The organism is Sphingomonas sp. FG14, assembly GCF_057809675.1.
The window spans coordinates 81,810-106,807 of sequence record NZ_JBMDKK010000015.1 but is presented as its reverse complement, the minus strand read 5'-3'; the positions used below and the strand labels follow the sequence as shown (position 1 = coordinate 106,807).

Annotated in this window: 28 protein-coding genes; 13 read left to right on the top strand and 15 right to left on the bottom strand. The window is 68.4% G+C overall.

Annotation, left to right across the window (positions count from 1 at the left end; genetic code table 11):
* Window positions 1-24: 24 nt before the first annotated feature.
* The 4 genes from ACODTA_RS24870 to ACODTA_RS24855 form a co-directional block, all read right to left on the bottom strand.
* Window positions 25-1,617, bottom strand: a complete 1,593-nt coding sequence (locus ACODTA_RS24870) for a choice-of-anchor tandem repeat GloVer-containing protein (RefSeq protein WP_489069722.1) — start codon at window positions 1,615-1,617, stop codon at window positions 25-27.
* Between the two features lie 100 nt (window positions 1,618-1,717).
* Window positions 1,718-2,125, bottom strand: coding sequence for a hypothetical protein (locus ACODTA_RS24865; RefSeq protein ID WP_489069720.1), 408 nt, complete (start codon window positions 2,123-2,125; stop codon window positions 1,718-1,720).
* A gap of 27 nt (window positions 2,126-2,152) precedes the next feature.
* Window positions 2,153-2,530 carry a hypothetical protein gene (locus ACODTA_RS24860; protein WP_489069718.1) on the bottom strand — a complete coding sequence of 126 codons (378 nt, stop codon included), beginning with the start codon at window positions 2,528-2,530 and terminating at the stop codon, window positions 2,153-2,155.
* Window positions 2,527-3,114 carry a TetR/AcrR family transcriptional regulator gene (locus ACODTA_RS24855; RefSeq protein ID WP_489069717.1) on the bottom strand — a complete coding sequence of 196 codons (588 nt, stop codon included), beginning with the start codon at window positions 3,112-3,114 and terminating at the stop codon, window positions 2,527-2,529. The genes ACODTA_RS24860 and ACODTA_RS24855 overlap by 4 nt, the downstream gene beginning before the upstream one ends.
* Window positions 3,115-3,351: 237 nt before the next feature.
* Between ACODTA_RS24855 and ACODTA_RS24850 the strand changes: the two genes are divergently transcribed.
* Both ACODTA_RS24850 and ACODTA_RS24845 read left to right on the top strand, forming a co-directional pair.
* Window positions 3,352-4,941 (top strand): serine hydrolase domain-containing protein, encoded by a 1,590-nt coding sequence (locus ACODTA_RS24850; RefSeq protein WP_489069715.1) that lies wholly within the window; start codon window positions 3,352-3,354, stop codon window positions 4,939-4,941.
* Window positions 4,942-5,079: 138 nt separating this feature from the next.
* A complete protein-coding gene (locus ACODTA_RS24845) occupies window positions 5,080-7,215 on the top strand; it encodes a S9 family peptidase (RefSeq protein WP_489069713.1) in 2,136 nt (711 codons plus the stop codon).
* Window positions 7,216-7,269: 54 nt separating this feature from the next.
* Here ACODTA_RS24845 and ACODTA_RS24840 read toward each other — a convergent pair whose 3' ends face one another.
* Entirely contained in the window at window positions 7,270-7,857 is a 588-nt protein-coding gene (locus ACODTA_RS24840; protein ID WP_489069711.1) for a hypothetical protein, read from the bottom strand.
* Between ACODTA_RS24840 and ACODTA_RS24835 the strand changes: the two genes are divergently transcribed.
* From ACODTA_RS24835 to ACODTA_RS24810, 6 genes are all read left to right on the top strand, one after another.
* Window positions 7,856-8,989 (top strand): TonB family protein, encoded by a 1,134-nt coding sequence (locus ACODTA_RS24835; protein ID WP_489069709.1) that lies wholly within the window; start codon window positions 7,856-7,858, stop codon window positions 8,987-8,989. The genes ACODTA_RS24840 and ACODTA_RS24835 overlap by 2 nt on opposite strands.
* 81 nt (window positions 8,990-9,070) lie before the next feature.
* Entirely contained in the window at window positions 9,071-9,598 is a 528-nt protein-coding gene (locus ACODTA_RS24830; protein WP_489069707.1) for a hypothetical protein, read from the top strand.
* Window positions 9,599-9,868: 270 nt separating this feature from the next.
* The gene (locus ACODTA_RS24825) at window positions 9,869-10,372 is read left to right on the top strand and encodes a hypothetical protein (RefSeq protein ID WP_489069705.1); all 504 of its coding nucleotides are present in this window, start codon (window positions 9,869-9,871) and stop codon (window positions 10,370-10,372) included.
* Between the two features lie 122 nt (window positions 10,373-10,494).
* The gene (locus ACODTA_RS24820) at window positions 10,495-10,875 is read left to right on the top strand and encodes a YciI family protein (RefSeq protein WP_489069703.1); all 381 of its coding nucleotides are present in this window, start codon (window positions 10,495-10,497) and stop codon (window positions 10,873-10,875) included.
* A gap of 67 nt (window positions 10,876-10,942) precedes the next feature.
* Window positions 10,943-12,247 (top strand): RNA polymerase sigma factor, encoded by a 1,305-nt coding sequence (locus tag ACODTA_RS24815; protein ID WP_489069701.1) that lies wholly within the window; start codon window positions 10,943-10,945, stop codon window positions 12,245-12,247.
* Between the two features lie 26 nt (window positions 12,248-12,273).
* Window positions 12,274-13,176 carry a hypothetical protein gene (locus ACODTA_RS24810; RefSeq protein WP_489069699.1) on the top strand — a complete coding sequence of 301 codons (903 nt, stop codon included), beginning with the start codon at window positions 12,274-12,276 and terminating at the stop codon, window positions 13,174-13,176.
* A 25-nt stretch (window positions 13,177-13,201) separates the two neighbouring features.
* Here the strand turns inward: ACODTA_RS24810 and ACODTA_RS24805 are convergent, their stop codons facing one another.
* The 9 genes from ACODTA_RS24805 to ACODTA_RS24765 form a co-directional block, all read right to left on the bottom strand.
* Window positions 13,202-13,822 (bottom strand): hypothetical protein, encoded by a 621-nt coding sequence (locus tag ACODTA_RS24805; protein ID WP_489069697.1) that lies wholly within the window; start codon window positions 13,820-13,822, stop codon window positions 13,202-13,204.
* Window positions 13,823-13,847: 25 nt separating this feature from the next.
* Window positions 13,848-14,495 (bottom strand): energy transducer TonB, encoded by a 648-nt coding sequence (locus ACODTA_RS24800; RefSeq protein WP_489069695.1) that lies wholly within the window; start codon window positions 14,493-14,495, stop codon window positions 13,848-13,850.
* Window positions 14,496-14,515: 20 nt separating this feature from the next.
* Complete coding sequence (locus ACODTA_RS24795) at window positions 14,516-14,878, bottom strand: hypothetical protein (protein ID WP_489069693.1); 363 nt, start codon at window positions 14,876-14,878, stop codon at window positions 14,516-14,518.
* Window positions 14,879-14,918: 40 nt separating this feature from the next.
* Entirely contained in the window at window positions 14,919-16,217 is a 1,299-nt protein-coding gene (locus ACODTA_RS24790; RefSeq protein WP_489069691.1) for a S41 family peptidase, read from the bottom strand.
* 101 nt (window positions 16,218-16,318) lie between these two features.
* Window positions 16,319-16,576: a hypothetical protein gene (locus tag ACODTA_RS24785; RefSeq protein ID WP_489069689.1), complete on the bottom strand. Its 258-nt coding sequence runs from the start codon at window positions 16,574-16,576 to the stop codon at window positions 16,319-16,321.
* Between the two features lie 178 nt (window positions 16,577-16,754).
* Window positions 16,755-16,982, bottom strand: coding sequence for a hypothetical protein (locus ACODTA_RS24780; protein WP_489069687.1), 228 nt, complete (start codon window positions 16,980-16,982; stop codon window positions 16,755-16,757).
* Between the two features lie 81 nt (window positions 16,983-17,063).
* Complete coding sequence (locus tag ACODTA_RS24775) at window positions 17,064-17,960, bottom strand: hypothetical protein (protein ID WP_489069685.1); 897 nt, start codon at window positions 17,958-17,960, stop codon at window positions 17,064-17,066.
* Window positions 17,961-17,965: 5 nt separating this feature from the next.
* Window positions 17,966-18,817 carry a hypothetical protein gene (locus ACODTA_RS24770; protein WP_489069683.1) on the bottom strand — a complete coding sequence of 284 codons (852 nt, stop codon included), beginning with the start codon at window positions 18,815-18,817 and terminating at the stop codon, window positions 17,966-17,968.
* A 4-nt stretch (window positions 18,818-18,821) separates the two neighbouring features.
* On the bottom strand, window positions 18,822-19,679 hold the full coding sequence (locus tag ACODTA_RS24765; protein ID WP_489069681.1) for a hypothetical protein: 858 nt from the start codon (window positions 19,677-19,679) through the stop codon (window positions 18,822-18,824).
* A 248-nt stretch (window positions 19,680-19,927) separates the two neighbouring features.
* Between ACODTA_RS24765 and ACODTA_RS24760 the strand changes: the two genes are divergently transcribed.
* Entirely contained in the window at window positions 19,928-20,095 is a 168-nt protein-coding gene (locus ACODTA_RS24760) for a hypothetical protein (RefSeq protein WP_489069679.1), read from the top strand.
* An 826-nt stretch (window positions 20,096-20,921) separates the two neighbouring features.
* The gene (locus ACODTA_RS24755; protein ID WP_489069677.1) at window positions 20,922-21,404 is read left to right on the top strand and encodes a hypothetical protein; all 483 of its coding nucleotides are present in this window, start codon (window positions 20,922-20,924) and stop codon (window positions 21,402-21,404) included.
* Here the strand turns inward: ACODTA_RS24755 and ACODTA_RS24750 are convergent.
* Window positions 21,394-21,711 (bottom strand): hypothetical protein, encoded by a 318-nt coding sequence (locus tag ACODTA_RS24750; RefSeq protein ID WP_489069675.1) that lies wholly within the window; start codon window positions 21,709-21,711, stop codon window positions 21,394-21,396. The two genes, ACODTA_RS24755 and ACODTA_RS24750, sit on opposite strands and share 11 nt — an antisense overlap.
* A 118-nt stretch (window positions 21,712-21,829) precedes the next feature.
* Between ACODTA_RS24750 and ACODTA_RS24745 the strand changes: the two genes are divergently transcribed.
* Genes ACODTA_RS24745 through ACODTA_RS24735 form a run of 3 tightly spaced genes read left to right on the top strand, consistent with a single transcriptional unit; the run spans window position 21,830 to window position 24,947 of the window.
* Window positions 21,830-22,606 (top strand): hypothetical protein, encoded by a 777-nt coding sequence (locus ACODTA_RS24745; RefSeq protein ID WP_489069673.1) that lies wholly within the window; start codon window positions 21,830-21,832, stop codon window positions 22,604-22,606.
* A gap of 53 nt (window positions 22,607-22,659) precedes the next feature.
* Window positions 22,660-23,706 (top strand): tetratricopeptide repeat protein, encoded by a 1,047-nt coding sequence (locus ACODTA_RS24740; RefSeq protein WP_489069671.1) that lies wholly within the window; start codon window positions 22,660-22,662, stop codon window positions 23,704-23,706.
* Window positions 23,703-24,947: a tetratricopeptide repeat protein gene (locus ACODTA_RS24735; protein WP_489069669.1), complete on the top strand. Its 1,245-nt coding sequence runs from the start codon at window positions 23,703-23,705 to the stop codon at window positions 24,945-24,947. The genes ACODTA_RS24740 and ACODTA_RS24735 overlap by 4 nt, the downstream gene beginning before the upstream one ends.
* Window positions 24,948-24,998 lie beyond the last annotated feature (51 nt).

The following is a 24,998-nucleotide window of genomic DNA, read 5'->3' as shown; positions in this document are numbered from 1 at the left end:
GGGCGACCCGGCCAGATCCGCCCCTCATGGCGGCACCAGCCTGAACACCGTGCCGAAGCCCGCCCGATCCCCCTTGCCGCCCAGTTCGCCGTTGTAGAAGGTCAGGCCGTACAGCGCGCCGTCCGCCCCCTGGATCACGCCGCCCGTCGGGTTGCTCGGCGCCTTGTTGACGGGGCCGAACGAATAGAGCGTCGCCATCACGCCCGCCGGGCTCAGGCGGAAGATCGTGCCCGCCAGGTCGCCGCCGCGCCGCCCGCCCGAACCGGTGGCGCCATAGATGCTGCCGTCGCTGCCCTGCGTCAGATACTGGGCCGGGCCGCGCCCGTCATAGGCGACCGATCCGAAGGAATGCAGGATCGTCACCGCGCCGGCGGGCGTCATGCGAAACAGCGTGCCATGGCCGCTGCTGCCGCCGGAGGGCGAGGTGCCGTAGAAATTGCCGTCGCGCCCCAGCAGCAGCCCGCCCTGCGGCGCGATCGGCTCGGAGGCCCGCTCGCCGAAATCATGGACGACCGAATATGCCCCGGCGGGGGTGATGCGGAACGCGGTGCCGCAATTGTTGGTGTTGCCGAAGGAGCCACAGGCATTGGCGCCGCCATTCACGGTGGTGCCGTACAGATTGCCGTCATTGCCCAGCGCCAGCCCGCCGATCGGCGTCACCCCGTCCGCCGGGAATGCGCCGAAGGAATGGAGGATGGTCACCACCCCGGCGGCGGACATGCGGAAAATGGTGCCGCAATTGCCGCCGGCCTGCGGAATCTGGCGGCAGTGATTGGCGCCGCCCGTTCCCGTCACGCCATAGAAATCGCCATTGGCGGTCTGCACGAGCGGCCCGGTCGCCGTGCCGCCGTCATCCGCCGTGGCGCCGAAGCTGTGCAACACGCTGTACGCGCCGTCGAGCGTGATGCGGAAGATGGTTCCGCCGCCGCCATAGGTGCCGCCATTGCTGGTCGTGCCGTAAAGCGCGCCGTCCTTGCCCTGGATCAGCGCGCCGGTCGGCGAATAACCGTCCGTGGGCGTGGCCCCGAACGAATGGAGCACGGTTTCCTGCCCGCCGGGCGTCATGCGAAACACGGTTCCGCACGGAACCCGATCGCTGCCCCGGCAGCTATAGGCGCCGCCCGCGCGCGTGGTGCCGTAGAAATTGCCGTCGCTCGCCAGCATCAGCGGCCCGTTGGGCTGGCCGCCGTCATTGTCGGCGACGCCAAAGATGTGGAGATAGCTGATCGCACCCTGCCTGGGCGTCACCGTCACGATCGTGGTGGCGGTCGTCCCGCTATAGCTGGCGGTGATCGTCACCGTCCCCTCGGCGATGGCGGTCACGGTGCCGCCCGCCACCGTCGCGAGATTGCCCGCGCTGGTCGACCAGCTCACCGATCCCGAAAGGTCGCGCGTCGATCCGTCGGAATAGCTGCCCATCGCCTGCAGCACCTGCGTGGTGCCCGCTTCCACATCGGGGCCGGACGGTGTGATCTGCAAGGAACGCAGCGTGACCGATCCGCCGCCGGGGATGATCGTCCCGCCGCCGTCGCCACCGCTCCCGCCGCCACAGGCCGCCAGCAGCAGCACCGCCATCAGCGAAACCAGCAGCCCCGCCGCCCCCCGCATCGGATACATCCACGCAACTCCACACCTTGAAATCAAACGCGATTTCCTAACAACATGCGCCGGGCGCCACCATCACCGATTGATCCGTTCCGGAAGTATCGCGCGCCGCTCAATCCTTGTCGGGCGGGCATTCCACCTGCCCCTGCTCGTTCCTGACCTCGAAATTGCACCCGCACGACCAGTCGGTGAAGCGGCGGTGTTTTCGATCATATTCGCCGTAAGCGTAGCGATGCTGCGAATCGTCGATCAACGTCCGCCAATCGGGCTCGGCGATCACGCGCCCCGCCGGCAGGCCGCGATGCCCCGCCTCGACATAGCTGATCGTGATGATGTTGCGATCGATCCGGTTGTCGAACCGCTGATAGGCGAAGATCCGGTGCCAGCGGGCGAGCGATCCGACGCACGCGTCCTGCGTCGTCGCCGCCTCGATCGCGGCGACTTCCCCGGCGGGCGGCTTGCCGATCGAACACCCCATCATGCTCAGCAGGCCCAGAAGCAGCGACGTGCCTGATTTCATCGCCTCAGCCCTCTCCCCAACACATTTTCACCGCGGCCAGCGCGCGGGTGTCAGCGCCACGGGCGCCGCGGGCTCCACCGCCCGCCAGCCCAGCGCCGCGATCACATCGTTGCTTTCGCGCGCCTTGCGTTCCTCCGCCAGCGACCAGGTGATGTGGAAATGGCCGCCATCGCCGCGATCGGTGGTGCCGTCTATCCGCACCACCAGCGCCTGCACGCCCAGCCCGTCATCGGCCATGCCCACCACCTCGCCCGATCGCGCGTCCGGCAGCGGCGTTTCGGCGGTGGTGGCGAAACGCAAGGTCACATGATCGGCGATGACGCGCGGATAGAGCGGCGCGAACCGCGCGAGCAACGCCGCCCGCGCCGCCGCGTCCAGCTTCCATCCCGTGATCTGGTCGCTCATTCCGCGCCCCGCGCGCCAAGCAGGAAATCCAGCGTCTCATACACTTCCGACATCGTCCGCTCGACGGGCAGGCCCAGGATCAGGTTGAGCCATCCGGTGCCATATTCCACGGCATAGACCAGCTTCGCCATCCGCTCCGGCGGGAAGGGCAAGGCGAGTTCGCCGTTCTTCTCCAGCGCCTCGAATGTGGCGGTGAACATGGCCAGGCTCTTGCGAAGCTGCGTCACCAGTTCGTCGTTCAGCGGGCTTGGCGGAAAGCCCTCGGCCGACAGCCGCAGGCTGGCCGACACCATCTGTTCGGGGGTGAGCGCGGTCTTGATCGGGATCGTTTCCAGGAAGGACCGGAACTCGCTCAGCGTCTGTTGCGGCGCGGGCGAGACATAGGAGAATTCGCGGATCGCCGCCAGGATCAGCTCCTCCTTGTTGGCGAAGTGCAGATAGATCGTCCCGCCGCTGAGGCCCGCTTTCTTGCGGATATCGTCGATCGAGGTCCTCTCCACGCCCTTTTCCGCGATGCAGGCGATCGCCGCTTCCAGGATGCGGCGGTTCTGGGCGGCCATATAGGCGGGGCTTCGCTTCGGCATGGCGGCGTTATGCCGCGCGGGGTGAAGGGCGCACAAGAAAAATGTAATCGAGATTCATTTTAATTGACGCCACCGCGCCCCGCCTTCAAAAATGAATTGATAATCATTTTCGAATCGGCGCGCGGGATCGTGGCGCCGGCATGGTGGAAGGGCCGCGCCATCGCCCTGTTTTTCCGCCCGATCACCCGTTCCCGTCGCGATCGCGGCGGGGGCATCCGATTCAATGTGGAGAGAAGAATGTCCGACGGGAAACTCGCCGCCAAACTCGATCCCGGCACGATCGACGCGATCTTCGCGCCGGTGAACCAGGGCCAGTTGCCGGGCGTCGCGGTGGCGGTCGCGATCGATGGCGTGCCCGTCTATCGCAAGGGCTTCGGGCTCGCCAACATGGAGTTGCCGGTCACGCTGTCTCCCACGATGCGGATGCGCATCGGCTCCACGTCCAAGCATTTCGCGTGCCTCGCCTATCTGCTGCTCTGCGAGGACGGGCGCGCCGGGCTGGACGACGCGGTCGGCGTCCATTTCCCCGAATTTCACCCCGTCGCGCGGCGCGTCACGATCCGCCAGTTGATGGGCCACACCAGCGGCCTGCGCGATGCCGTCACGCTCTGCATGCTCGTCCATGGCACCGGCGTGCCCACCACCGAGCGCGAGATGCTCGCTTATTACGAGACGATCGGCGACAGCGATTTCGCGCCCGAAACCAACTGGAGCTACAATAACGGCGCCTATGCGATCCTGAGCACCGCGATCGAGCGGATCAGCGGCCAGAGCCTGGACAGCTTCCTTGAGGAGCGCGTGTTCAGGCCCGTCGGCATGAACGACACGATGATGCGGCGATGGGATACCAGCTTCGTGCCCAACAGCGCCACGCTGCACATGGTGGATGCCGGCGGCGGCTATACCAGGCAATATATGGGCATGGAGATTTCGGGCATGGGCGGCATGGTGTCGTCGATGGACGACATGCTCCGCTGGCTCCGCCACATGGACGCGCCGGTGGTGGGCTCGGCCGAGACATGGCGGCTGATGAAGGCGCCGCGCACCCTCTCCAACGGCCACGGCACCGGATATGGGCTGGGGCTGATCAGCGCGCTCTATCGCGGCGTGCCGACGATCGCGCACAGCGGCGGCGTGATGGGCGGCAATTCGCAGATGATCAAGGTGCCCGGCGCCGGGCTGGACATCTCGATCGCCACCAACCGCGCCGACGTCAATTCGATCGATCTCGCCAACAGGATCATCGATGCCTGTGTCGAGGGGCTGGCGCCCGTCGCGGAGGCGGAGGCGGAACCGGCGAGCGAGACGCGCACCGGCCTGTTCCGCTCCAGCCGCACGGGCCGGGTGGTGGAATTGCTGGCGGTGGAGGACAAGCCCTTCGTCTCGGTCGACGCGGCGATGCCCTTTCCGCTGAAGGCGGACGGTGATGGCGGCTTCGAACTCGCGCCCCCGGTGGATTTCATCAAATGGGGCGTGACGCCTGCGGACGCCGGCCTGACCTTCGTGGATTTCGGCAATGCGGATGAGTTGGACGAAGTGGCGCGCGATGCGGATGCGAAGATCGGCGCTTTCGCCGGCGCCTATCGGTTCGATCCGTTCGACGCGACCGCCGAAGTCTCGGACACGGCGGAAGGCCCCCGCCTGCGACTGAGTGGCCGGCACGGCAGCCATGCGTACAGGCTGGAGCCGCTCACCGCCACGATCTGGAAGGCGTCCAGCCTCGGCATTTTCTCGGTGATCGGCTTCACCGTCACCTTCGATCCCGAGGGTACGGGGCTGACGATCAACGCCAATCGCGCGGTAGGCCTCCGCTTCACGCGGCGCTGAACGGGCGATCGATCGGGCATGGGAGTCCCCGAGGGGGATTTCCCATGAACGGCAGCCGTGATTCCGAAGAACGCACACGCCATTGGAATCGCTTCGCAGGCAGGCGATCCCGCCGTCACCGCCAGCAGGGAGCGCAGCTTGAAACGATCGATACCGGCCCTCCTCGCCATCGCGCCTCTGTGCATCACGGGCCAGGCCATCGCAAAACGGCCGCTTTCGATCGACGACGTGCTGGGCATGTCGCATATCGATCAGGTCGCGATCGCGCCCGATCGGGAACGGCTTGCCGTCGTCGTGCTCCGCCCCGCCGGCCCCGGTGAAATCCACGGCCGCACCCAATATGAGGTCGACCCCTCGCGCGGCGACATCTGGCTGATCGATCGCAAGACCGGCGCCCGCCGCCGGATCACCAACGGGCATGCGAAGGCCGCCGGAGCCTGGTGTGCGCAATGGTCGCCCGATGGCCGGCGCATCGCCTTTCTCTCAACCACGCCGGAGGGGCGGGAACCCGGGGGCGGCAACGCCGTCCGCCTCTATCTGTGGGATGCGCGCTCCGGCGCGGTCCGCCGCCTGTCCGATCGAGCGGTCATGACGCAGACGCGCACCGGATCGGGCATCTGGGCCGTCGCCTTTCGCGGCCCCGCCGACGACGCGCCACGCACCTGCCGCACCGACGAGGACAAGGCGCCGTTCACCTGGACGGACAATGGCCATATCCTGGTCGCACTGCGGCCACAGGGCGCGACATCCGGACTCCAGGACGAATATGCGCGCACGCTCAGCCTGCCGGGAGAGACGCTCGCGCATATCCGGCGGGGCGATGCGCCGACGGCGACGAAGATCGGCAGCGGCGACGAACGCACGACGATCGCCGGGCCGGACGCGCGGGCGACTGTGGCGCTCGTCGATGTCGAACGGCAACAGGCGATCCGTGAAGTCGAGACCCCCGCCTACCCCTTTTCGGGCGAACTGGCGGTGGCGGTTTCGCCGGATGCCCGCCACGTCGCGATCCTGGCGAGCACGGGGATCGATGCGCCCGAACCGGGCAAGGCGGTGCGGATGGGCCATGAGGGCGCGATCGATCGGCGGCTCGGCTTTTTCGACCTGTCGGCGGGCGGCGCGATCCGATGGGCCGGCCTCGCGGCAACGCGGTTGGACAGTTGGTCGCCGGAAAGCCGGTCGATCGCCGTCCGGCTGACGGGCGGTGAGCTCCAGCAGGTTTCCGCCGCCGCCGGCACGTCGCTTCCAGGCGCCCCGCCCGCGCCCACTCCACCACCCGCGCATGCCGAAACCCTGCCCGACTATGCGGTGGAGCAGGCCAGGGCCGGCGACATGCTGATCTATAGCGAGCCGACCGAACAGGGCCTGTTGTTGCGCGAACAGACGGGCGGCGTCACGCGCACGCTGCTGACGCTCAACCCCCATCTCGCCGATATCGATTGGGGGCGCCGCGAGATTGTCGACTATGCCGGGCCGAACGGCCGGCCGCTCAAGGCGGCCGTGCTGCTGCCCCCCGGCTGGCGGCCGGAAACGCCGCTGCCGACATTGGTGTGGGTCTATCCCGGCACCATGATCAGCGGCAATGGCGATTATTTCTGCGATCCGGCGATGCCGGGTTTCTACAATCTCCGGCTCTACGCCGCACGCGGCTTCGCGGTGCTGATCCCGTCCATGCCGTTCGACCGGACGAAGACGCCCGCGTTCGCGCTGCCGACGCTGCTCGACGGCGTGAACCCGGCGATCGACGCGCTCATCGCGCGCGGTATCGCCGATCCGGGCCGGCTTGGCATTTTCGGCCAGAGCCTTGGCGGCTACGCCGTCAACGGCATCGTGACGCTCACCGATCGCTTCAAGGCGGCGGCGTCGATTGCCGGGATCAGCGACTGGCGATCCTTCCACCTGTCGATGGACCCCACCGGGCGCGGCTATGCCGGGGTGGAGCATGAACGATCGGCGAACATGCCGATCGTCGAGGGCGGCCATGGCTATATCGGCAAGGTGCCATGGGAGGCGCCCGGCCTGTACGACGCCAATTCCCCGATCGCCTTCACCGACCGCATCAGGACGCCGCTGCTGCTGATCCACGGCGAACAGGATGTGCGCGGCGGCCTGGATCAGGCGGAAACGCTGTTCATGGCGCTCTGGCGCCAGGGCAAGACCAGCCGCCTGCTGCGTTATTGGGGCGAAAGCCACGGCCTGGCGCTGTCCCCGGCGAATGTGCGCGACGTTCACGCCGAACTGATCGACTGGTTCAGCCGCCATCTGAAGAAATGATGGTGCTGCCAGCGAACCGATGCCTCCGGTCCACCCGCACCGAAAGGCGACCGGCTACAGCACCGTCAGGCCGTCCATCACGACATCCGCCACGCACATCCGGCTTTGGCGGTCCCCATCCCCCGGCGTCGGGAGCTCCAGCCAATCCTCCGTGCTCCTGCCCGTCACCGCGACCAGCTTGCCGCTGTCGGCAAGCAGCATCGCCTGCAGCCACCGCACGCTCCAGCCATTGTCCGGGTCGCGCATCAACAGGCAGTTGCGGGTCACGTCCTCCCCCGATCCGGTGGTGGTCGTGATCAGATAATCGCCGCCGCTGGTCCGCGAAATGCGGCCCTCCACGCGCAGCCGGTCATGCGGCTTCCAACTCACCGGCTTGCCATTCTCTTCAAGATAGACGGCGATGGGCGGCGGCGGCGGGCCGCGATCGCAGCCCGCCAGCAACAGCAACGCGAAAGCCAGGAACACCGCCCGTTTCATCCATCTCCCCGGCTTCGCATATCCGATCTCCTGGCCTGCCTGCGGCGGATCGGGCGAAGATGGGAAGAAGCGCGCCATGCCGCAACACGCCCCGATCCGGTTCGATCCGAACCGGATCCACTCCGTCTTGCGCCTGTCATGCGCCAGCCATAGGCTCCACCCCATGAAAATCCTGCTTCCCGGCCCCGCCGCCGCCGCGCTGCTCGCCTCGATCCCGGCCGGGGCCGTGCCGCCGCCACCGCCGATCTTCGTGGACGAGGCGCAGGCCACGCGCTGGCAGTTGCTCGCCTGGGCGCCCGGCACGGTGCGCTGCGGGGGGCAGGTGATCGGCGCCCCGGCAATGCCCCGCCCCGCGTTGGTCATGGGCTTTCCGCCACAGGGCACGGCGGCGCGGCGAGCCTATCGCTTCCGCATCGATGCGGAGGGGCGCGCGCTCTCGATCGTGCAGGATGGCGCCGCGAGCTGGGCGTCGGGCAATGACGATGCGGGCGCGGCGCTCGCCGCCACGCGCTTCCCCGCTGGGCCGGCGCGATCGGATTGCGCGATCGCCTTCACCGTCACCGCCACTCCGCTGGACAGCGCGCCGGTCGGCGACCTGATGGCCTATAGCATCTTGCCGCGCACGGGCCGGTTGCCGGCCGCCGCCTGGAAACGCATCGCCCCCGCCGGATCGACCTGCATGGAGGCGCCGCGCCCCGCGCCGCTCAACCGCGCCTTTCCCGATTTCGACGCGCTGCCCGCCAGCCCCGGCGCGCGCGACTGGGCGATGGTCGGCTATGATCTGGATGCGAAGGGGCGGCCCCGGAACGCGCGCGTCGTGGAGGGCACGGGCAACCGCGCGCTCGATGACGCGTCGGTCCGCGCGGTGCGCCAGTCCCGCTTCACCGGCGGCGCGCGCACCGGATGCCTCTATCCCTATTGGCGCGCGGCCGGTCCGCTGGCCGCGCCCGCCAGCCCCGATCCGGCCAGCCTGCGCCCCGAAGGAAGCAATTGCCCCGCCGGCCGGCCCTGGGCGGATGCGCCACGGCTGGTCTATCCCACGGCTTATCGCCAGCGCGCGGTGGAGGGATGGGCCGCCATCGCCTATGACGTCGCCCCGTGGGGAGAGATCGGCAATCCCCGCGTCGTCGCCAGCGAACCCGCCGCCGCCTTCGGCGAACAGGCGATGCAGATCATCCGATCGGCCCGCAAGCAACCCTCCCCGAACGGCGCCACCGGCTGCGTCGACATGGTCCGCTTCGTCATGACGGGCAAGGACGCCCCCGCGGACGCAGACGCGGCGGGGTTCGGGGAATAGCGGAAGCGTCGCCGGAGAGATCGAACAACCATGTCAATGCACCTCGCCAAAACTGCCATCACGTCCCTTTCGCTGTCGGCCATGACGATCGCCGGCGCCACGCCGGCCCATGCGGCATTCGTGCACGCGATCCACACCGATTGCCCCGCGCCCGGCACCCCCGTGCTGCATCCATTGCCCGGCAAGGATGCGGAGGTGGCGGGACGGCGCTATGCCCCGATTTCCGATGAGGCGCTGGCGCGTGCGCGAACAATCGCGGAAGGGCTGCTCGGCCCGGTCCAGGGCGATATCGGACAGGTCAACGCGGTCTATTATCACGGCACGATCGCGTCGGGCGAACAATGGCGCGACATGGGGACCTGGCCGGTCAACGATCTGCGCGCGCTGGCGAGGGATTGCACGGTCTCACCCGCCCGCTCGCTGGGCCGCCGGGGCGATGAAACCTTCGCCTTTGTCGATGTCGCCTGCGCCAGCGCGCAGGATCCCTGGGCCAGCCTGCGCGTCGGCGTCGCGATGAAGGGCGCGGCGCTCTCCACCCTCTGCCTCAATGTCGGTGAACCCGCCGTGCTGCAACTGGGCAAGCCGGAGGCCCGCAAGCCCGAAGGCTGAGCGGGTCCTACCCCCACCGCCCGCACGATCCGCGCCGGATTCCGGGCCACCAGCACGTTCGCGGGCACGTCTCGCGTCACCACCGATCCCGCCGCCACCACCAAATTTTCGCCGATCGTCACGCCGCCGATGATCGTGGCGCACGTCCCGCCCGTGCTGCATCCACCAATATGGACATGAATCCGATATACGCCGCCGCGCCGCCGCGTTAACCCCGGTGCCACCGCGTTCGGATAGGCTTGGCCGAACCGATCAGGGGAGGATGCACCGATGAAACAGATGATCGCCGTGGCGCTCGGCATCGCGATCTGCGCGACGCCGCTTCATGCGCAGACGATCGACGGCGCGGCGCGCATCAGCGGCGGCGGCCCGGCGGCGTCGGGCGCCTTCGCCGGCGCGCGGATCCGCATTCCCTTCGGCGGCGCGCGGGGCGAACGGAAACCGGTTCGCGCGGGGCTGACGATCGCCCCGACCCAGCGGCGCGAGGGACAGGGGCATGGCGCATCCACGCTGCGCTTCGGCGAGGGTGTTGAATTCGGCATTCGCGGCGACGTGCCGGTCGCGCATTTCTCGCTCGCCGGCCAATATCTCGGCCCCGCGCGCTATGCGCCGGGCGGGCGCGTGGCGGATGGCCGGCGCAGCCGGCTTTCGGGCGGCGGGACCACGGCGGTCGTCGTCGGCGTGGCGGCGCTTGTCGGCGTGGGCCTGCTGCTCGCGCTCAAGAGTTCGGGCGATCCCGACAATTGCACCGGCGGGGAGTGCAACAACAACTGATCCCGTCGCGCCGCGCATGACGGCGATCGAAAAAAATTTGCGCGGCGATGTCGATTCCCGAAAACACCGTTCGTCGTTCCGATGCGCGGCCAATGCGGCCGGCTTCGACAAGGAGACAGACAATGCGTGTGATGGTGCTGGTGAAGGCGACCGAGGACAGCGAACAGGGTTTCAACCCCACGCCCGAAACGATGGCGATGATGGAGGCGATGGGCAAGTTCAACGAGGAACTGATCAACGCCGGCATCATGCTCGCGGGAGACGGGCTGAAGCCCACGTCGGAGGCGAAGCGCGTCGCGTTCGACGGCCCCGGCCGCTCGGTCATCGACGGCCCCTTCGCCGAGACCCGCGAGCTCGTCGCGGGCTTCTGGCTGTGGCAGGTGAAGGACATGGACGAGGCCGTCGCCTGGGTGAAACGCTGCCCCAATCCCATGCCGGGGCCGAGCGAGATCGAGATCCGCCCGATCTACGAACTGGAGGATCTGCTGCCCGCCGACGCCTGAACGCGGGCCGCCCGAACGCCGCGCCCGATCGTCTTGCCTCACCCCCGGCTTTGGCCGACAAGGCGGCATGGCGGGTGAGACGCGACAGGCGATCGAGGCGGTTTTCCGCATAGAGCGGGCCAGGCTCATCGCGGGCCTGGCCCGCATCGTGCGCGATGTCGATCGCGCGGAGGAACTGGCGCAGGACGCGCTGGTGATCGCACTCTCCGAATGGCCGCGAACCGGCGTTCCCGCCAATCCCGGCGCGTGGCTGATGACCGCCGCCAAGCGCCGCGCCATCGACACCGTCCGCCGCGACGCGATGCGCGCGCGCAAGCATGAGGAGATCGCGCGCGCGCTTGACGGCGCATCCGACGACACCGCCGAAGAGGAGATCGCGGCGGCCATGGACGACGATCTGGGCGACGAGCTGCTGGGCCTGATCTTCACGGCCTGCCACCCCGTGCTCTCGCCGGACGCGCGCGCCGCGCTCACGCTGCGCGTGGTCGGCGGGCTGACAACAGACGAGATCGCCCGCGCCTTCCTGACGAGCGAGGCCACGATCGCCCAGCGCATCGTCCGCGCGAAAAGGACGATCGGCAAGGCCGGCCTCGCCTTCGAAGTGCCGCGCGGCCCCGAACGCGCGGCGCGGCTGGCCTCGGTGCTGGAGGTGATCTACCTGATCTTCAACGAAGGCTATGCCGCCACCGCGGGCGAGGATCTCGTGCGCCCCGGCCTGTGCCTGGAAGCGCAGCGGCTGGGCCGCATCCTGGCGGGGCTGATGCCCGCCGCCACAGCGGGGGCGGAAGCAGGGATGGAGGCCGGGGCGGACGCGGAAACCGCCGAACTGTTCGGCCTGCTCGCGCTGATGGAAATCCAGGCCTCGCGCCTGCCCGCGCGCACCGGGCCGGATGGCGCGCTGCTGACGCTGAACGAGCAGAATCGCGCGCGCTGGGATCGGCTGCTGATCCGTCGCGGCCTCGACGCGCTGGCCAGGGCGGAGGCGCTGGGCGGCGACGGCCCCTATGTGTTGCAGGCCGCGCTCGCCGCCTGCCACGCCCGCGCGCCCAGCATGGCGGAAACGGACTGGCCGCGCATCGCCGGTCTTTACGATCGGCTGCGCATGGTGATGCCCTCGCCCGTGGTCGATCTCAACCGCGCGGTCGCGCACAGCATGGCGTTCGGCCCGGAAGCGGGGCTGGCGCTGGTGGATGAACTCGCCGACAGCGCCGCGCTCGGCGCCTATGCGCCGCTCCCCGCCGCGCGCGGCGATTTCCTGTTCCGCGCCGGCCGCCATGCGGAGGCGCGCGCCCAGTTCGAAACCGCCGCCGCCCTCACCCGCAACGCCCGCGAAAAAGCCTTCCTCCTCGCCCGCGCCGACGCTTGCGATTGAAGATGGGCGGATAAAGGATGCCGATGATGTCCGCGACACGGGATTTCGACGCCAGGGCCATGGCGCTGCTGATCGCGGGCGCCGTGCTGATCGCGCCGGGATCGGCCGCCGCGCAATCCGCGCCCGCCGGCGACAGGGACGGCGCCGTCTATCTGATCAGCCACGGGGTGGAGACCGCGCAGACCGACAGCAACGGATCGAACAGCAGCTCCACCAGCCGGAACGTGGTGGCCGAACGCGTGCTGAAGGTCCGGCCCGACGGGCTGGAGCTGGAATATGATTTTCCGCGCGGAACCAAGGCGCAGGATCGCGAGCGCGACTGGCGCTTTCCCCTGCGGGTGCTGAGGCCCGCCGCCGGCCCGCCAACCCTGCTCGACCGCCCGGCGATGGAGGCGCGGATCGCGCGCTGGCTGAAGAAGAGCCGGCTGACGCGCGCCGATTGTGGCCGCTGGATCTTCACCTGGAACGCCTTCAGGATCGAATGCGATCCCCAGTCGGCGCTCGCGGCGATCGCGGATATCGATCTGCGGCCCGGCGAACTTCGCGACGGCGGCGCCTATCGCGATCCGGCGGCGGCTGCCGCCATGACGCTGGGCAAGACGCTGTCCGCGAACGGCGCCGCCAGTTTCGGCGCCACGATCGCGGCCGATCCCGAACATGTCCGCCGCGAACGGGCGGAGGCGGACGTCGCCGTCGCCGAGATCAACGGAAAGCCCGTCACCCTGGACGACGCCCTGCGCGTGCGATCGCGGGAGGCGGTGTCGGGAACGATCACGGTCTCGTTCGAAACCGATCCCGCCGGCGTCGTGCGGCAACGCTCCAGGGTGACCAGGCTGGAGATCACCCGGCCGGACGGCGTGGTCGAAAACCGGACGGTCACCGAAACGGTCAGGCGGCGGGAGATATCGGGCGCGGCGGGGTCTCGATAACGCGCCGCCGCGCCACGCATGGCGATCAGCGGACCAGATCCCGCACCCTGGCCTCATCCATCCGGTCACGCACCAACTGCTGCCCGCACCACCGCGCGACCTCGCGGAAGCCGTCCAGCATGATCCGCTTCCGGTGCACGCGCTTCTGCTCGTCATTGCTGTCGACATAGGTCAGCTCGAAGGAACGGGCGGCCAGCATGTCGGGCATGAGATAGACGAACGGCAGCCAGGGATGATCGGCCTTGCGGCGAAAGGACAATATCGACCGGTCGAATGTCAGGACGATCCCGTCCTCGCCCGGGGGTCCGCTCAGGCGCCATGGCAGGGCGGTCACCTCGAAACGCTTTCCATCGATCGACACCGCGCGAACCTGCATGGGCGTGTGCAAACGGCGCTCATCCTCTTGCAGGAACGTCCAGTAGGACGGCATCTCGCTCGCCTCATTCGGCCTTCTTTGCAACAGGCTCGCGCCCGAAGTGCTCATCAGGCACTGATATTCGGGTCCGAACGTGTAATCCGTGCCGAAAAGGGCGGCGGTCGCGCGCCACGATCCCGCACGATGTGTCGCAAAGGCGTTCTCGCGCACGTCATCCTCATGCGTCCTCGCGGCCGCCACCGCCGGTACGATGGCCAGCAATGCCGCCATCGCGAAAAATCCCACCCCCGCCATATCATTGTCCCCCGACGAAAAAGCCGATGCGCCGAACCCGCATGCCGCGAACCGGCGTCGCGTCCGCCGCCTTCAGCGGCGGCGCGGACGCGACTTGCGCGATAAGCGCACAGGCCTGCTGGTCCAGATCGGCATCACCGCTGGTTCTCTCAACCGCGCAGGCTTCCCGCGTGCCGTCGGCGGAGAGAAGCTCGCGAACCGCGACACTCGCGGATTTCTTCCCGAACGGGAGCGCCCGCACATTGATGATCGCGTCATAATCGCTCTCGACATCGGCACCGCCCGGCTGCCCCCAGGATATTCTTCGCGACCATTCGCCGGGCACGGCGGCGCCCGCCCGATCCAGCGCCGGCCTGAATTTCCCCCGTACCAGCATCAGCGCGCAGCTTTGCTGATCGAGCGCGGGCACGCCGCTGGAGCGGACGATATCGCAGCGATAGACCGTGCCGCCGGCATCGATCGCGAGCACGAACCGCACCGCGCCATGCAATCCCTTGGCGCTGGCGGCTCGCTGGAAGTCCGCCGCCTTCACCCATCCCGCCGGCTCGATCGGCACCGGCCCCGCGCTGGGATCGGCGCTGCCGGGCTGCTGACCGGCAAGCGGTGCCGCCAGGGCGAGCACGCAGCCGCCCAAGGCCCATCGCCCCATCGGCGCACGCCTCCAAAGCATCATCGGCGAACGATCCTGCAGCTATATCCCGCCTCGTCCCGGCCCCCTTGGCTCCAGTCGCTCGAGAATGTCAGTTCCGCCCCGGCGGGCGGGGACGACAGCGCCATCCGATGGGTGCCGTCGTGATGTTCCCAAAGCCGCGTGATCCGCCCCCGCCCCCATGGGGACGAGAAACGCTGGCGCGCCAGATCGAAGGTGATGACGAAATTGTCCTGGCGCACCGGGTCCACCATGCACATGCCGTCCTCTCCACAGCCGCCCGCCGAAGACAGGGTGCACGCGATCACCCTGGGCGTGGCCGTCCCGGCGGCCTGGGCGGCGCCCGTGCCGGCGATCAGCGCGACGACGAACCATCGATACATGCCGTGCTCCCCATCCGCATGCGCCCGGACGCGACACGCGTCATTCAGCGCCCGCCGCCTGACGCGCCGCCGAAAGCAGCGCGATCGCCCGCGCCAGCGCGTCGCGCGCCGTGTCCGTCTCGTCCTCGGCCGGAATCTCGATATCGGGCGCGATGCCGGGTGCGCCGCTCGTCGCGCCATCGGCCAGGATAAGGCGCGACGTCGTCACTTCCAGCGCTATCCTGTCGCTTGGCAAGAGCAGGCTCCGGATAAAGGGGGGGCCGACCGTGGTCCGACCGATCAGCCGCGCTCCCCTGTACAGCTTCAACGCGCTCGCCAGGATCAGCGCGCCGCCGCCCGTGTTTCCGTCCATCAGCACGATCAGGGGCAGGCCATTCGTCATGTCGCCCGGCTTTGCATACCAGCGCTCCACGTCGCCGATGGCCCGCCCCTGATTGGTGACGATAACGCCCTTTTCGACAAACAGGTCCGCCGTCTCGATCGCCGTGTCGAGCAGGCCGCCGCCATTGCCGCGAAGGTCGATGACATATCCCCTGGAGACGGCCCCGCCCAGGCGCTTTACGCCCGCTGCGATCAGTTCCGCCGTGCGGGGGGCGAAGCGCGTGATCCGGATGATGCCGATACCCTCGTCCACCCATGATCGCGGCTCACCCTCGATGGCGAGCGAGCGCGTCAGGCTGAGATCGAACGGTGCCGTATCGCCCCTTTTGACCGTCAGCGACGCGACCGATCCGTCCGCGCCGCGCGCAAGACGGATCACCTCGTCCAGCGTCATGCCCTGTGTCGGTTGCCCGTCGATGAAGAGTATGCGGTCGTCCTTTCGCAATCCGGCTTCAGCGGGGCCGCCAGGTGTCAGGTCGACGATATAGGGAAGCCCCTGATCCGCCGCGATGGTCAGCCCCAGGCCCGCCGGGCCGCGCGCCTGCATCCGCCTCTCGCTCTCGATATCGATATACCGCCCGGCACGGCCGGTTTGCTGGAGCATAGCTTCGACGCAGGCGCGCACCAGCTCCCGCTCGTCGTCGCCCGCCGCACGCAAGCGATCGAACACCGCCATCGGAGACGTCACATCCCTGGCCGAGGCGGCGTTGGCGTTGATGGCGGCGGCATTGTCGGTGGCGGTGTTGGTGGCGGCAGCGGCGGTGGCTGGGCGCAGGCGCATGGCCTCGACACAGTCTGACGCGAGCTTGCCCGCATCCACCGGATCAACGGCGTGCTTCCCGATCAGTTTGAGCGATTTCGAAATCTCCGACCGGCCGGCGTTCCCGGGCGCACCGGTCGCGGGCGAGGCGACCGCGCAGGCGGCGAGCATGGCGAAAATGGCGGCGCGGCGGATCATGACGAAGATGTGGCCGACGCGCCATGCCCGCGCAAGCCACGGCTCGCTCCGTTTCGGACCGATTCCCCCACCCGCGAGGCCGTGGGAAAGCCGCGATCGCGCTAGGCGCAGATCCAGTCGAGCTCGGCATCGTCGAGCGCACGCGCGATATCGCCGTCGTCCAGCATCGCGCCCAGCCGCCGACGCACCTTTTCGGGGGTTCCGCGCTTGGGGAAATCCTCGTCCGCGCGCGCCGCCGCGATCAACACGCCCAGCCTTTCGTCACGATCCGCCTGCTTCAGCAGCCACGCCGCGAAGGGGAGCGGCTTCTCCCCATACCATTCCCGCCCGATCATCGGGCCGATCGCCCGCCAGTCCATCTTTCTCCCCGTCGTCCACCGCCGCCGTATCGATCACCGCTGTTCAAAGCCCTGCTCCGCCGTCCATTCTCGCGGATCGTGAAAGCCCCGGCCGGGCGTTCGTTCCGGCCCATACGACAAGGCCCATGCCGGGCGCGACGGATGGTGGACCGGCACGGGCTGGCGCAACCGCCACCCCCTAGAACTCGAACCTCGGCGCCGACGCCGCGCAAAGCTCGGGATAGCTCATCGTCAGTTCGGCGACGATCAGTTCGCCCAGTTCCTTCGCCGCCCGGTCGCGCAGCGCATCGTCATGGAGGCCGACCAGCAATGTCCTCGGCGCGGCCTTCAGCCAGCCGGCGATCGATCGTGACAGATCGGCGTCCGTCATCACCGGGGCCGGAATGCCCTCCATCACCATGTCCATGCCGTCCTCCATCATCGAATCGGAAAGGCGGCAGGATAGGCCCGCGCGATTTTGTTCTCAATATGTTCTTCTTCGGCGCCCCTATTCCGGCATCCGCCAGCCCACGATCACGCGATAGGCCCGGCCGGCCACCGCTTCCCCGTCCTTGTTCGTCGGCAGCAGGTTGAGCAGCGTCGCGAACTGATAGGTGGCGCGGCGCAGATCCGGGGTAAGCAGGGCCTGGAGCGCGGCGCTGGTGCCGGGCGCGAACTCGATCGTGCCGGGTTCGCGGCACAGCAGCCGCAACACCTCCGTGATCCGGCAGACCATGGTGACGCGCGCGTTCACCCCATGGCGGATGGCGATGGCGGGGTGGAGGCCCTTGGCAAGCTCCCGGTCCACCGGCTTCGTCAGGCTCAGGCTCTTGACCAGCGGCGCATCGCCCTCGCGAAAGGGCGCGCGCGCGTCGGCGGGGGAGATCACTTCCTCGAAGATGCGGATGGCGATCGTCGGGCCGTCCTTCGGGCGCTCGCCGACCAGCGCGGCGCCGATGCGTTCGCCGGCGATCGCGCGCAGCCTCACGTCCATCGGGGCGGCCGAACGACCCGCCAGATCGGCCCGTTCGCGGATCTTCTTCCAGTCGACCGTCTTCTGCCCCGGCGGCACCAGCGCCGCATTCACGCAAGCGCCCGGTTGCCCGTTCATCCACACCACACAGGCCATCCGTACCGTCACCGGCCGGTCGGGCTTCACGGCCAGCCGATCCCAGGTCTCGGCGCGCACGGACTCGCCGATCGGCACGCGATATTCGTCGCGGCCGACAAGCGCGTAATCGATCGGCACCGCATCCAGATGCAGGCTCCCGCTTCCGGCCGGCTCATCTTCCTTCGGGGCGGGCGCGGACGGCGCCAGCGGCGGCGGGGATTGCACATCCCGCGCCATTCCCGGCCCGGCCAGCGCGAGCGCCGCCACCGCCGCGAACTGGGACGATATCCGCATCGCGCTCAATGCTGGGGGATTTCCCAGCGGAGGGAAACGCGGAAGGCGCGGCCCGCCACATCCTCGCCATCCTTGTTCTTCGCCTCGAAGCGCATCACCGACGCATATTGATAGGTCGCATGGCGCAACGAATAGGCGATGGCGCCGCGCACCTCGGCGGGCGGATCGGCGGCGAATTCGACCGTGCCGGGATCGCGGCACAGCAGCCGCAGCGCATCGGTGATCCGGCAGATCATGCTGACGCGCGCGGCCACGGCATAGCGCACGGCAAGGGTGGGATAGAGGTTGATCAGCACCGCGCTGTCCACCGGCTTTCTCACCAGCCCCGTGATCAGCGGCGCATCCGCATCGACGAAGGGCGGGCGCGCATCGGCGGGGGAGATCACCTCCTCGAAGAATTTGACGACGAACATCTCCTTCGACGCGGGCCGCGCGGTGAGCAGCGCGGCATTGATCCGCAGGTTGGCGGCAAGGCGGAGCGCGCGGTCCGCCGCGCCGGCGGCCTGCATCTTCGCTTCGTCGAGGCCGCGGATCCTCTCCCAGTCCAGCGTCTTCTGCCCCGGCGGCACCAGCGCGGCATCGACACAGGCGCCCGGCGCGCCGCTGATGATCATCACCGAACAGGCCAGGCGCAGTGTCACCGGCCGGTCGGGCCTGACGGCAAGCTCGTCCCAGGTTGCTGCGCGGACGGATTCGCCGGTGGGCAGCGCGAAGTCGGCGGGGCCGACAACGCCATATTCTACCGGCGTCGCCCGCAGATCAATATTCACGTCCTTCAGCTCGCGCGCGTCGGCGCTTCCCGCCGCCAGCACCAGCGCCGCCGCGACGGCGATCAGCCGCCGCCCATGTCGCGTCATTGCCTCACTCCCCCGGCATCTGCCACTTGATCGACACCCGATATGCCCGCCCCGCCACATCCTCGCCATCCCCGGTCTTCGGCAGGAAGCGCAGGGTGGATGCGAATTGATAGGTGGCGTTGCGCAGCGCGCCGGGAATCCGGGAAGGCGTGCCGGGATCGCTGCCGGGCGCATAATCGATCGTGCCCGGATCACGGCACAGCAGCCGCAGCGCATCGGTGATCCGGCACGTCATGGCGACGCGCGCGGTCACCCGTCGGCGGATGGCGATAGCGGGATACAGATCGCCGACCAGCGCGATATCAACGGGCGCGGCCATCACCGCGCGCACAATCGCCGTCGCGTCCTTCGCCGCGAAGGGCGCGCGCGCGTCGGCGGGGGAGATCACCTCCTCGAAAAAGCCGATCGTGGCCAGCGGGGCATCGGCGGCGCCCTTGGGCAGCAGCGCCGCGCCGATGCGCTCCGCCGCCACCCGGCGAAGCTGGATGCGCGCCATGTCCACCGATCGTTCGGCCGCCGCGTCGCGATCGCGCAACTGCGCCCAGTCGATCACCGTCTGTCCCGGCGGCACCAGCGCGGCATCGACGCAATCGGTGGCGCGCCCGTGCCGCCATACCGCGCAGGCCAGCCGCACGGTGACGGGCGCGGCGGGCTTTCGCTCCAGCATGTCCCAGGTCGCCGCACGCAGCGAATCGCTGACGGGCAGGCGGTATCGCGCGGGCTCCATCACCCGGTAATCCACCGGTACGGCGTGCGGATCGACACGATCGGGCAATGCCCAATCGACGGGATTCTCAGCGCTGGCCGCCTGCCCGGCGCCCGCCATGGCCGCCACCATCAACCCCAGCATCGCCGCCGGCATCATCCCCTCCCCCCTGAAACGCACGACCCGGACGCGAACGGACCGCCGGGACGCGGCATCCCAGATCGCCCCGCCCGCCGTCAACCACGCCGGCGAACAGCCCGTCTCCCGCGCGCGTTGATCTGGATCAGGACTCGCACGGCCATTCTCGTGTATAGCGGGGCAATGGCGCCACGGTTGAACCGCAAGCCGGCGCTGAATGACGGTAATCCTGTTGCGCCGCCGCTTGTTGAAGCCGGAGGCCAGCCATGCCCCAGGAAAATCAGACCGATTATTATATCCGCCGCGAACGCGAATGCCGCGCCGCCGCCGAACGCGCCACCGATACCGCCATCCGCCAGACGCATCTGAATTTCGCGGAGCGTTATGCGGGCCGCACCGCGATGACGGCATCGTCAAGGGCCATCGCCGAATAAGCGATCGCGCGCGGGCGGGCATGCGGTGAAACAAAAGCTTGGAGCGGCCGATCTGGTTCGTTCGGCTTGCCGAAGGGATTGCCGCCGGACTCACCCGGGCCGGGCAATGTCCCGTACTTCGCCGAGGGGAGCGAAAACGAACCGCCTCGCTCGGCCATTCCAGTCAAGGGGACGCGAGCAGAACCACCAGTCACTGAAAGCACGGGCTGTTCCTGGCGGTTGGCCACATGCCGACGCGGCAACTTTCAGCCAGAGGCGAGACTTTCCCCGCCTGGACGTGAGTTCCACGCCATGGCTGTAGCCGTCATAGGCCAGACGCGCGGAACGCCTTGGCCCGCCAACGAAGATCCAGATCGGGGACCCATTGTGTCCGCCGTGCATGAACGACTCCGAATTACGGCAGCTATAGTGCGATAGATCAACCAGATAGTCGGGTTGTCCATCATTTGTGATTTCGATGATCCGGACAAGGCGAGGCGATCTGGGCGGGATGCCCCCTGAACGACTGCAATGATAATGGATGTCTTTCACATGTTGCCTGACGATGGCGGGCAAACGGGAGGCGGAAGCCGGTGCCGCCTCCACCGCGGACACCTGCAGGGCGATCAGGATCGCCGCGGCCGCAGGCCGGCGAACGGCGCCAGACATCATAGTCGTTTGAAAGCGCATCACCGGCATGGTGACACGCGCCGGCGAAAGTCCGCAATGGGCAGTAGCGGGCAGGCCGTTTTTCATGAGTCTGCGATCCAGGCCGTAGATTCATGAAAGCGGCCAGTCGGCAAACGCCCCAATTGCGGACCTTTGGACTGCCGGGTAGATTTATCCGATGAAACTACCTTGGCGAAAAACGAAACCCATGCCGGAAGCGCAAATTGTGCGCGCAGCCGAGGTCATTGCTGCGGCGTGGGATGCCGGTGAAGACGGACAGGTAGCTGCCTTGAGGCGGAACGGATTTGATGAGGGGCAAGCACGAAGATTGCTGGCATTTCTGCCGATAGCCTTCAGCCGACCAATCTTGGAAGAATTGGGGGTAGTCGATTTCGATCCGAACGTAACCGTGAGCGGGCGCGATGGAGAGCTTTTGAATGCGAAACTGATGCGGCAACCCGAATATGTTCAAGGTCTCAAAGTCGCTCGTGATCATCGCAGCAAAGGCGTGATGGATCACGAGGTTTACAAACTGATTGCTTCTAGCAGCGCCGATCTCAATGCGGTGGATAACGCACTAAACGAGGGGGCAGACGTTACAGGCGCAACAATCGCAACTTCGCTTTTGGACGTTAAAATCGCTCTTCACCTCATTCGGTAGGCGGGACCGCTTCCCACCCAAATCCAGTCATTCCGCCCTTCTGCGGAAAGCGGCCGTTTATGAGTTCGCGACCTAGCCGAATCCGGCCAGATATTCGCCGATCTCCTCGTCGGAGGTATGCCAGGCTTCGCCCCTGATTTCGGCCATCGCGATCAGGCCGAGCAGCGCGACGGGGGCCTTCCGCCGCGAACCAGTTCCCGTCCCGCTCGGCGATCATCAGGCCGCCGCCGTTTCGCACCGCATAGCCTTTCGACAGGATCGCGAGATAGGCGGGCGCCGTCACATTCGCCGCGTCAACGATGCGCATGGCGCTTGCTCCCGATCGGCCTCCTCGCCAAGAACGCCATAGCAGCGCGGGATCGAATCCGCATCCCTTTCACGAAAGGCGCGTGCGGAATGGACAGTGCCCTGGTGGAGAATGGCCGATGATGCTGGGGGTGGTGATTGGCGCGGGCCTGCAAATGGCCAGCATCGCGGCGGCGGACGTGCCGCCGCATGTGGCGGCCGCCATCCGGGCGGTCGAGGCCGGCGATGCCGCGCGGATCGAACAGGGCTTTCCGGTGATCGAGGAGGTCGGCGAAACGGGAAGCGCCACCATCGACGGGCGAAAGGCCATCGCACTGCTCGCCGGTTGCCGGCAGGGCGATGTCCGGGCCATGCCGCCTGACGCCCATGTCGTCGACTATGCCTGTCCCGCGCGGCAGCAGGTCGCCACGGGCTGCGACAGTGGAGACCTGTTGCTGATCCTGTCGGCCGATCGCGGATCGCCGACCTTCGCCGTGGTCCACCGCCGCAAATATTCGCCGGAATGCCCCGTCCGGGTGCCGCCCCCGCCGCCGCCGCCCGTTGACGAGGCCGTCGCCAGGGCGTTCGTCGACGCGCTGGTCGCCGGCGATCAGGCGACGATCGAAAAGATGGTGACCGACGAAAGCTTCGTCCTCACCGTGCAGCGTTTTCCGGGATCGAGGGAGGTAAAGGAAATCGGCAATGCCAGGGGGCTGGCGGAACTGCGCAAGCAACTCGCGCATCTGACCGGCATCCTCGGCAAACCGAAGGCCGCGACCTGCCGGAAAGAGCAATATTTCGAATTCTGCCATTTCGAGATGAAGCGGCCGGAACATGTGCTCATGGCCTTTGTGAACACGTCGGGATCGGGCATCCACACGATCCGCTTCGACTATGCCGTGCGCGGCGGCCAGTAACGCGGCGATTCCCGGAAATTCGTTCCATGAACCACGCGTATCGCCCCCGCCCCATGCTCCGCCGCGCCCTGTTGGCGCTCATGGTGATGGGCCTTGCCGCGCCGCTCCATGCGCAGGATGCCCCGCGCACCGAGACCGTCCGGACCGAGCCCGAGGCGGCGCGCGCCGATGCCGCGCCGGCGGACGATGCGCCCGATGCCGAGGACGACGATGCCCCCGCCACGCTGGCGGCGCGCTGCGCGGACGCGGATGGCGAGGCCTGTACCGCGCTCGGCCATCGTCATCTGAAGGGGGACGGCGTTCCCGAGGACGCGGCGCGCGCGACGGCGCTGTTCGCGCAGGGCTGCGATCGGGGGAACATGAACGGCTGCACCATGGCCGGCTATCTCCACGGCGCGGGGCGCGGTGTTGAAATCTCCGCCGAACGCGCGGCATCCTATTATGCGAAGGCGTGCGACGGCGGAGAGGCGACGGGCTGCTCCAATCTCGGCCTCGCCTATGTGAACGGCCAGGGCGTGCCCGCCGATCCGGCCCGCGCGGCCCAGTTGTTCCAGCTGGCATGCGATGCGGGCGGGCGCGGCGGCTGCGCCAACCTCGGGGCATCCTATTCGCTGGGCAAGGGCGTGAAGCGCGATCGCCGGCGCGCGGCGCGGCTGTTCGGCCAGGCGTGCGAGGCGGGCGACCAGCATGCTTGCTACAATCTGGGTGTGCATTATCGCGACGCGCTGGGCGTCGCCCGCGACCACCGCCGCGCCGCCGCGCTGTTCGAACGGTCCTGCGATGCGGACGACGCCGATGCGTGCGGCAATCTCGGCATGATGGTGGATGACGGGCGCGGCGGCGCCAGGGATCGCCAGCGCGCGCTGGCCCTGTTCGAAAAGGCGTGCGGGCTGGGCGCCGCCGAAAGCTGCTTCACGCTCGGCCGCGCCTATCAGACGGGCAATGGCCGCGAACGCGACATCGCCCGCGCGATCGCGCTGCTGGAACGCACGCTGGCGCTCGATCCCGCGACCGAATCCGCCGGGGAGGCCGCGAAGGCGCTGGAGATGGCGCGTGCGGGCGATCCGGCCGATGGCACCGGCAAGGCGACGAACGAGTGATCCAGCGATTGATATGCTTTTTCGGCGCGGCGCTGCTGTGCCTCTGGGCAAGCGCCGCCACCGCCGCCCCGCCACCCGGCGAGGATACGGTGCTGCGCTGCCGGATCGCGGGACAGGATCGTGAGGCCGCGATATCGATCGCGGGCACGCGCGCCATCTATCGCTATGGCCGGCCGGGCCAGTCGCCCGAACTGACGCTCGCCAGCCCGCTCTCCGCCCTCGACTACCGGCGCGAGGATGGACCGGGCGACACGATCGGCGAGATCGCGACCTTCATGAACGGCGACACCGCCTATCGCTTCGCCGCCGGCTTCCGCGACGGGCAGGCGCCCGATCCGACAGCGCTGCACCCCTTCGGCCTGTTGACCGTCAGCCGCGCAGGCAAGGCGCTCGCCACTCTCTCCTGCCGCCCGGAAACGATCGTCCGCGTGCATGACCGGTTGCTGGCGGGCATGCGCGCGATCGGGCGGGAAAAGGGATCGGACGGCGACTCCCTTCCCAACTATCCCATCGACTATCCGCCGCCCGCCGCCCAGTCGCCCCCGTGCAAGGCGGAATCCAACGTCGATAGCTGCTGGAGCAGCGGCGTCAGCGCCGCGCGCGGCGGCGACCTGCGCGCCGCGCTGGGGCATCATGACAAGTCATGCGCGGCCGGGCTGATCACCGCCGGCTGCTATGAAGCGGGCAAGCTCTATCTGCACAACCGGCAATTGCGCGACTATGCTCGCGCGCGGCAGCGGCTCGCCCGCGTGTGCGACGGCGACGATCCGGGGCAAGGCCCCTATGCCTGCAAATATCTGGGCTGGATGGCGCTCACCGGAACCGGCGTGGAACGCGATCCCGCCACCGCGCGCGATCTGCTGGCGCGCGCCTGTTTCCTGCATAACGACGCGCTGATGATCGATCCGGAGGGCTGCCATTTCCTGGCCCAGGCGACCCGGGAAACGCGCGGCCGCACAGCCCGGGACGCGGACAGGGCGGACTATGTCGCCTATCTCGCGCTCGCGCAGGGCTGCACCGACGGCGCGGAGACGGTGTGCGCCGAAGCCCGCGCGCTCCACCAGCGGGCGATGGCAGGCCGCGCGCCCTGGATCACGCGCTGCGACCGCGATGCCCGCCACCATGGCGATATCGAAAGCTGCGCGGGGCTGGCGCGCAACGATCCGGATTACGACGTGGCCCGCGCCACCCGCCGCCAGCTTCTCACGCTTTACCGGGAGGCGGCGGCGGCGCGGGACTGACGCCCGGAAAACCGGTTCCCACTTTTCCGCACGATGCTTAGGATCGCCGCC

Coding starts and splice junctions, on each gene's coding strand:
- ACODTA_RS24870 (WP_489069722.1), bottom strand. CDS start 1,617: ATGTATCCGATGCGGGGGGCGGCGGGGCTGCTGGTTTCGCTGATGGCG.
- ACODTA_RS24865 (WP_489069720.1), bottom strand. CDS start 2,125: ATGAAATCAGGCACGTCGCTGCTTCTGGGCCTGCTGAGCATGATGGGG.
- ACODTA_RS24860 (WP_489069718.1), bottom strand. CDS start 2,530: ATGAGCGACCAGATCACGGGATGGAAGCTGGACGCGGCGGCGCGGGCG.
- ACODTA_RS24855 (WP_489069717.1), bottom strand. CDS start 3,114: ATGCCGAAGCGAAGCCCCGCCTATATGGCCGCCCAGAACCGCCGCATC.
- ACODTA_RS24850 (WP_489069715.1), top strand. CDS start 3,352: ATGTCCGACGGGAAACTCGCCGCCAAACTCGATCCCGGCACGATCGAC.
- ACODTA_RS24835 (WP_489069709.1), top strand. CDS start 7,856: ATGAAAATCCTGCTTCCCGGCCCCGCCGCCGCCGCGCTGCTCGCCTCG.
- ACODTA_RS24840 (WP_489069711.1), bottom strand. CDS start 7,857: ATGGGGTGGAGCCTATGGCTGGCGCATGACAGGCGCAAGACGGAGTGG.
- ACODTA_RS24830 (WP_489069707.1), top strand. CDS start 9,071: ATGACGATCGCCGGCGCCACGCCGGCCCATGCGGCATTCGTGCACGCG.
- ACODTA_RS24825 (WP_489069705.1), top strand. CDS start 9,869: ATGAAACAGATGATCGCCGTGGCGCTCGGCATCGCGATCTGCGCGACG.
- ACODTA_RS24820 (WP_489069703.1), top strand. CDS start 10,495: ATGCGTGTGATGGTGCTGGTGAAGGCGACCGAGGACAGCGAACAGGGT.
- ACODTA_RS24815 (WP_489069701.1), top strand. CDS start 10,943: ATGGCGGGTGAGACGCGACAGGCGATCGAGGCGGTTTTCCGCATAGAG.
- ACODTA_RS24810 (WP_489069699.1), top strand. CDS start 12,274: ATGTCCGCGACACGGGATTTCGACGCCAGGGCCATGGCGCTGCTGATC.
- ACODTA_RS24805 (WP_489069697.1), bottom strand. CDS start 13,822: ATGGCGGCATTGCTGGCCATCGTACCGGCGGTGGCGGCCGCGAGGACG.
- ACODTA_RS24800 (WP_489069695.1), bottom strand. CDS start 14,495: ATGGGGCGATGGGCCTTGGGCGGCTGCGTGCTCGCCCTGGCGGCACCG.
- ACODTA_RS24795 (WP_489069693.1), bottom strand. CDS start 14,878: ATGTATCGATGGTTCGTCGTCGCGCTGATCGCCGGCACGGGCGCCGCC.
- ACODTA_RS24790 (WP_489069691.1), bottom strand. CDS start 16,217: ATGATCCGCCGCGCCGCCATTTTCGCCATGCTCGCCGCCTGCGCGGTC.
- ACODTA_RS24785 (WP_489069689.1), bottom strand. CDS start 16,576: ATGGACTGGCGGGCGATCGGCCCGATGATCGGGCGGGAATGGTATGGG.
- ACODTA_RS24780 (WP_489069687.1), bottom strand. CDS start 16,982: ATGGACATGGTGATGGAGGGCATTCCGGCCCCGGTGATGACGGACGCC.
- ACODTA_RS24775 (WP_489069685.1), bottom strand. CDS start 17,960: ATGCGGATATCGTCCCAGTTCGCGGCGGTGGCGGCGCTCGCGCTGGCC.
- ACODTA_RS24770 (WP_489069683.1), bottom strand. CDS start 18,817: ATGACGCGACATGGGCGGCGGCTGATCGCCGTCGCGGCGGCGCTGGTG.
- ACODTA_RS24765 (WP_489069681.1), bottom strand. CDS start 19,679: ATGCCGGCGGCGATGCTGGGGTTGATGGTGGCGGCCATGGCGGGCGCC.
- ACODTA_RS24760 (WP_489069679.1), top strand. CDS start 19,928: ATGCCCCAGGAAAATCAGACCGATTATTATATCCGCCGCGAACGCGAA.
- ACODTA_RS24755 (WP_489069677.1), top strand. CDS start 20,922: ATGAAACTACCTTGGCGAAAAACGAAACCCATGCCGGAAGCGCAAATT.
- ACODTA_RS24750 (WP_489069675.1), bottom strand. CDS start 21,711: ATGCGCATCGTTGACGCGGCGAATGTGACGGCGCCCGCCTATCTCGCG.
- ACODTA_RS24745 (WP_489069673.1), top strand. CDS start 21,830: ATGATGCTGGGGGTGGTGATTGGCGCGGGCCTGCAAATGGCCAGCATC.
- ACODTA_RS24740 (WP_489069671.1), top strand. CDS start 22,660: ATGCTCCGCCGCGCCCTGTTGGCGCTCATGGTGATGGGCCTTGCCGCG.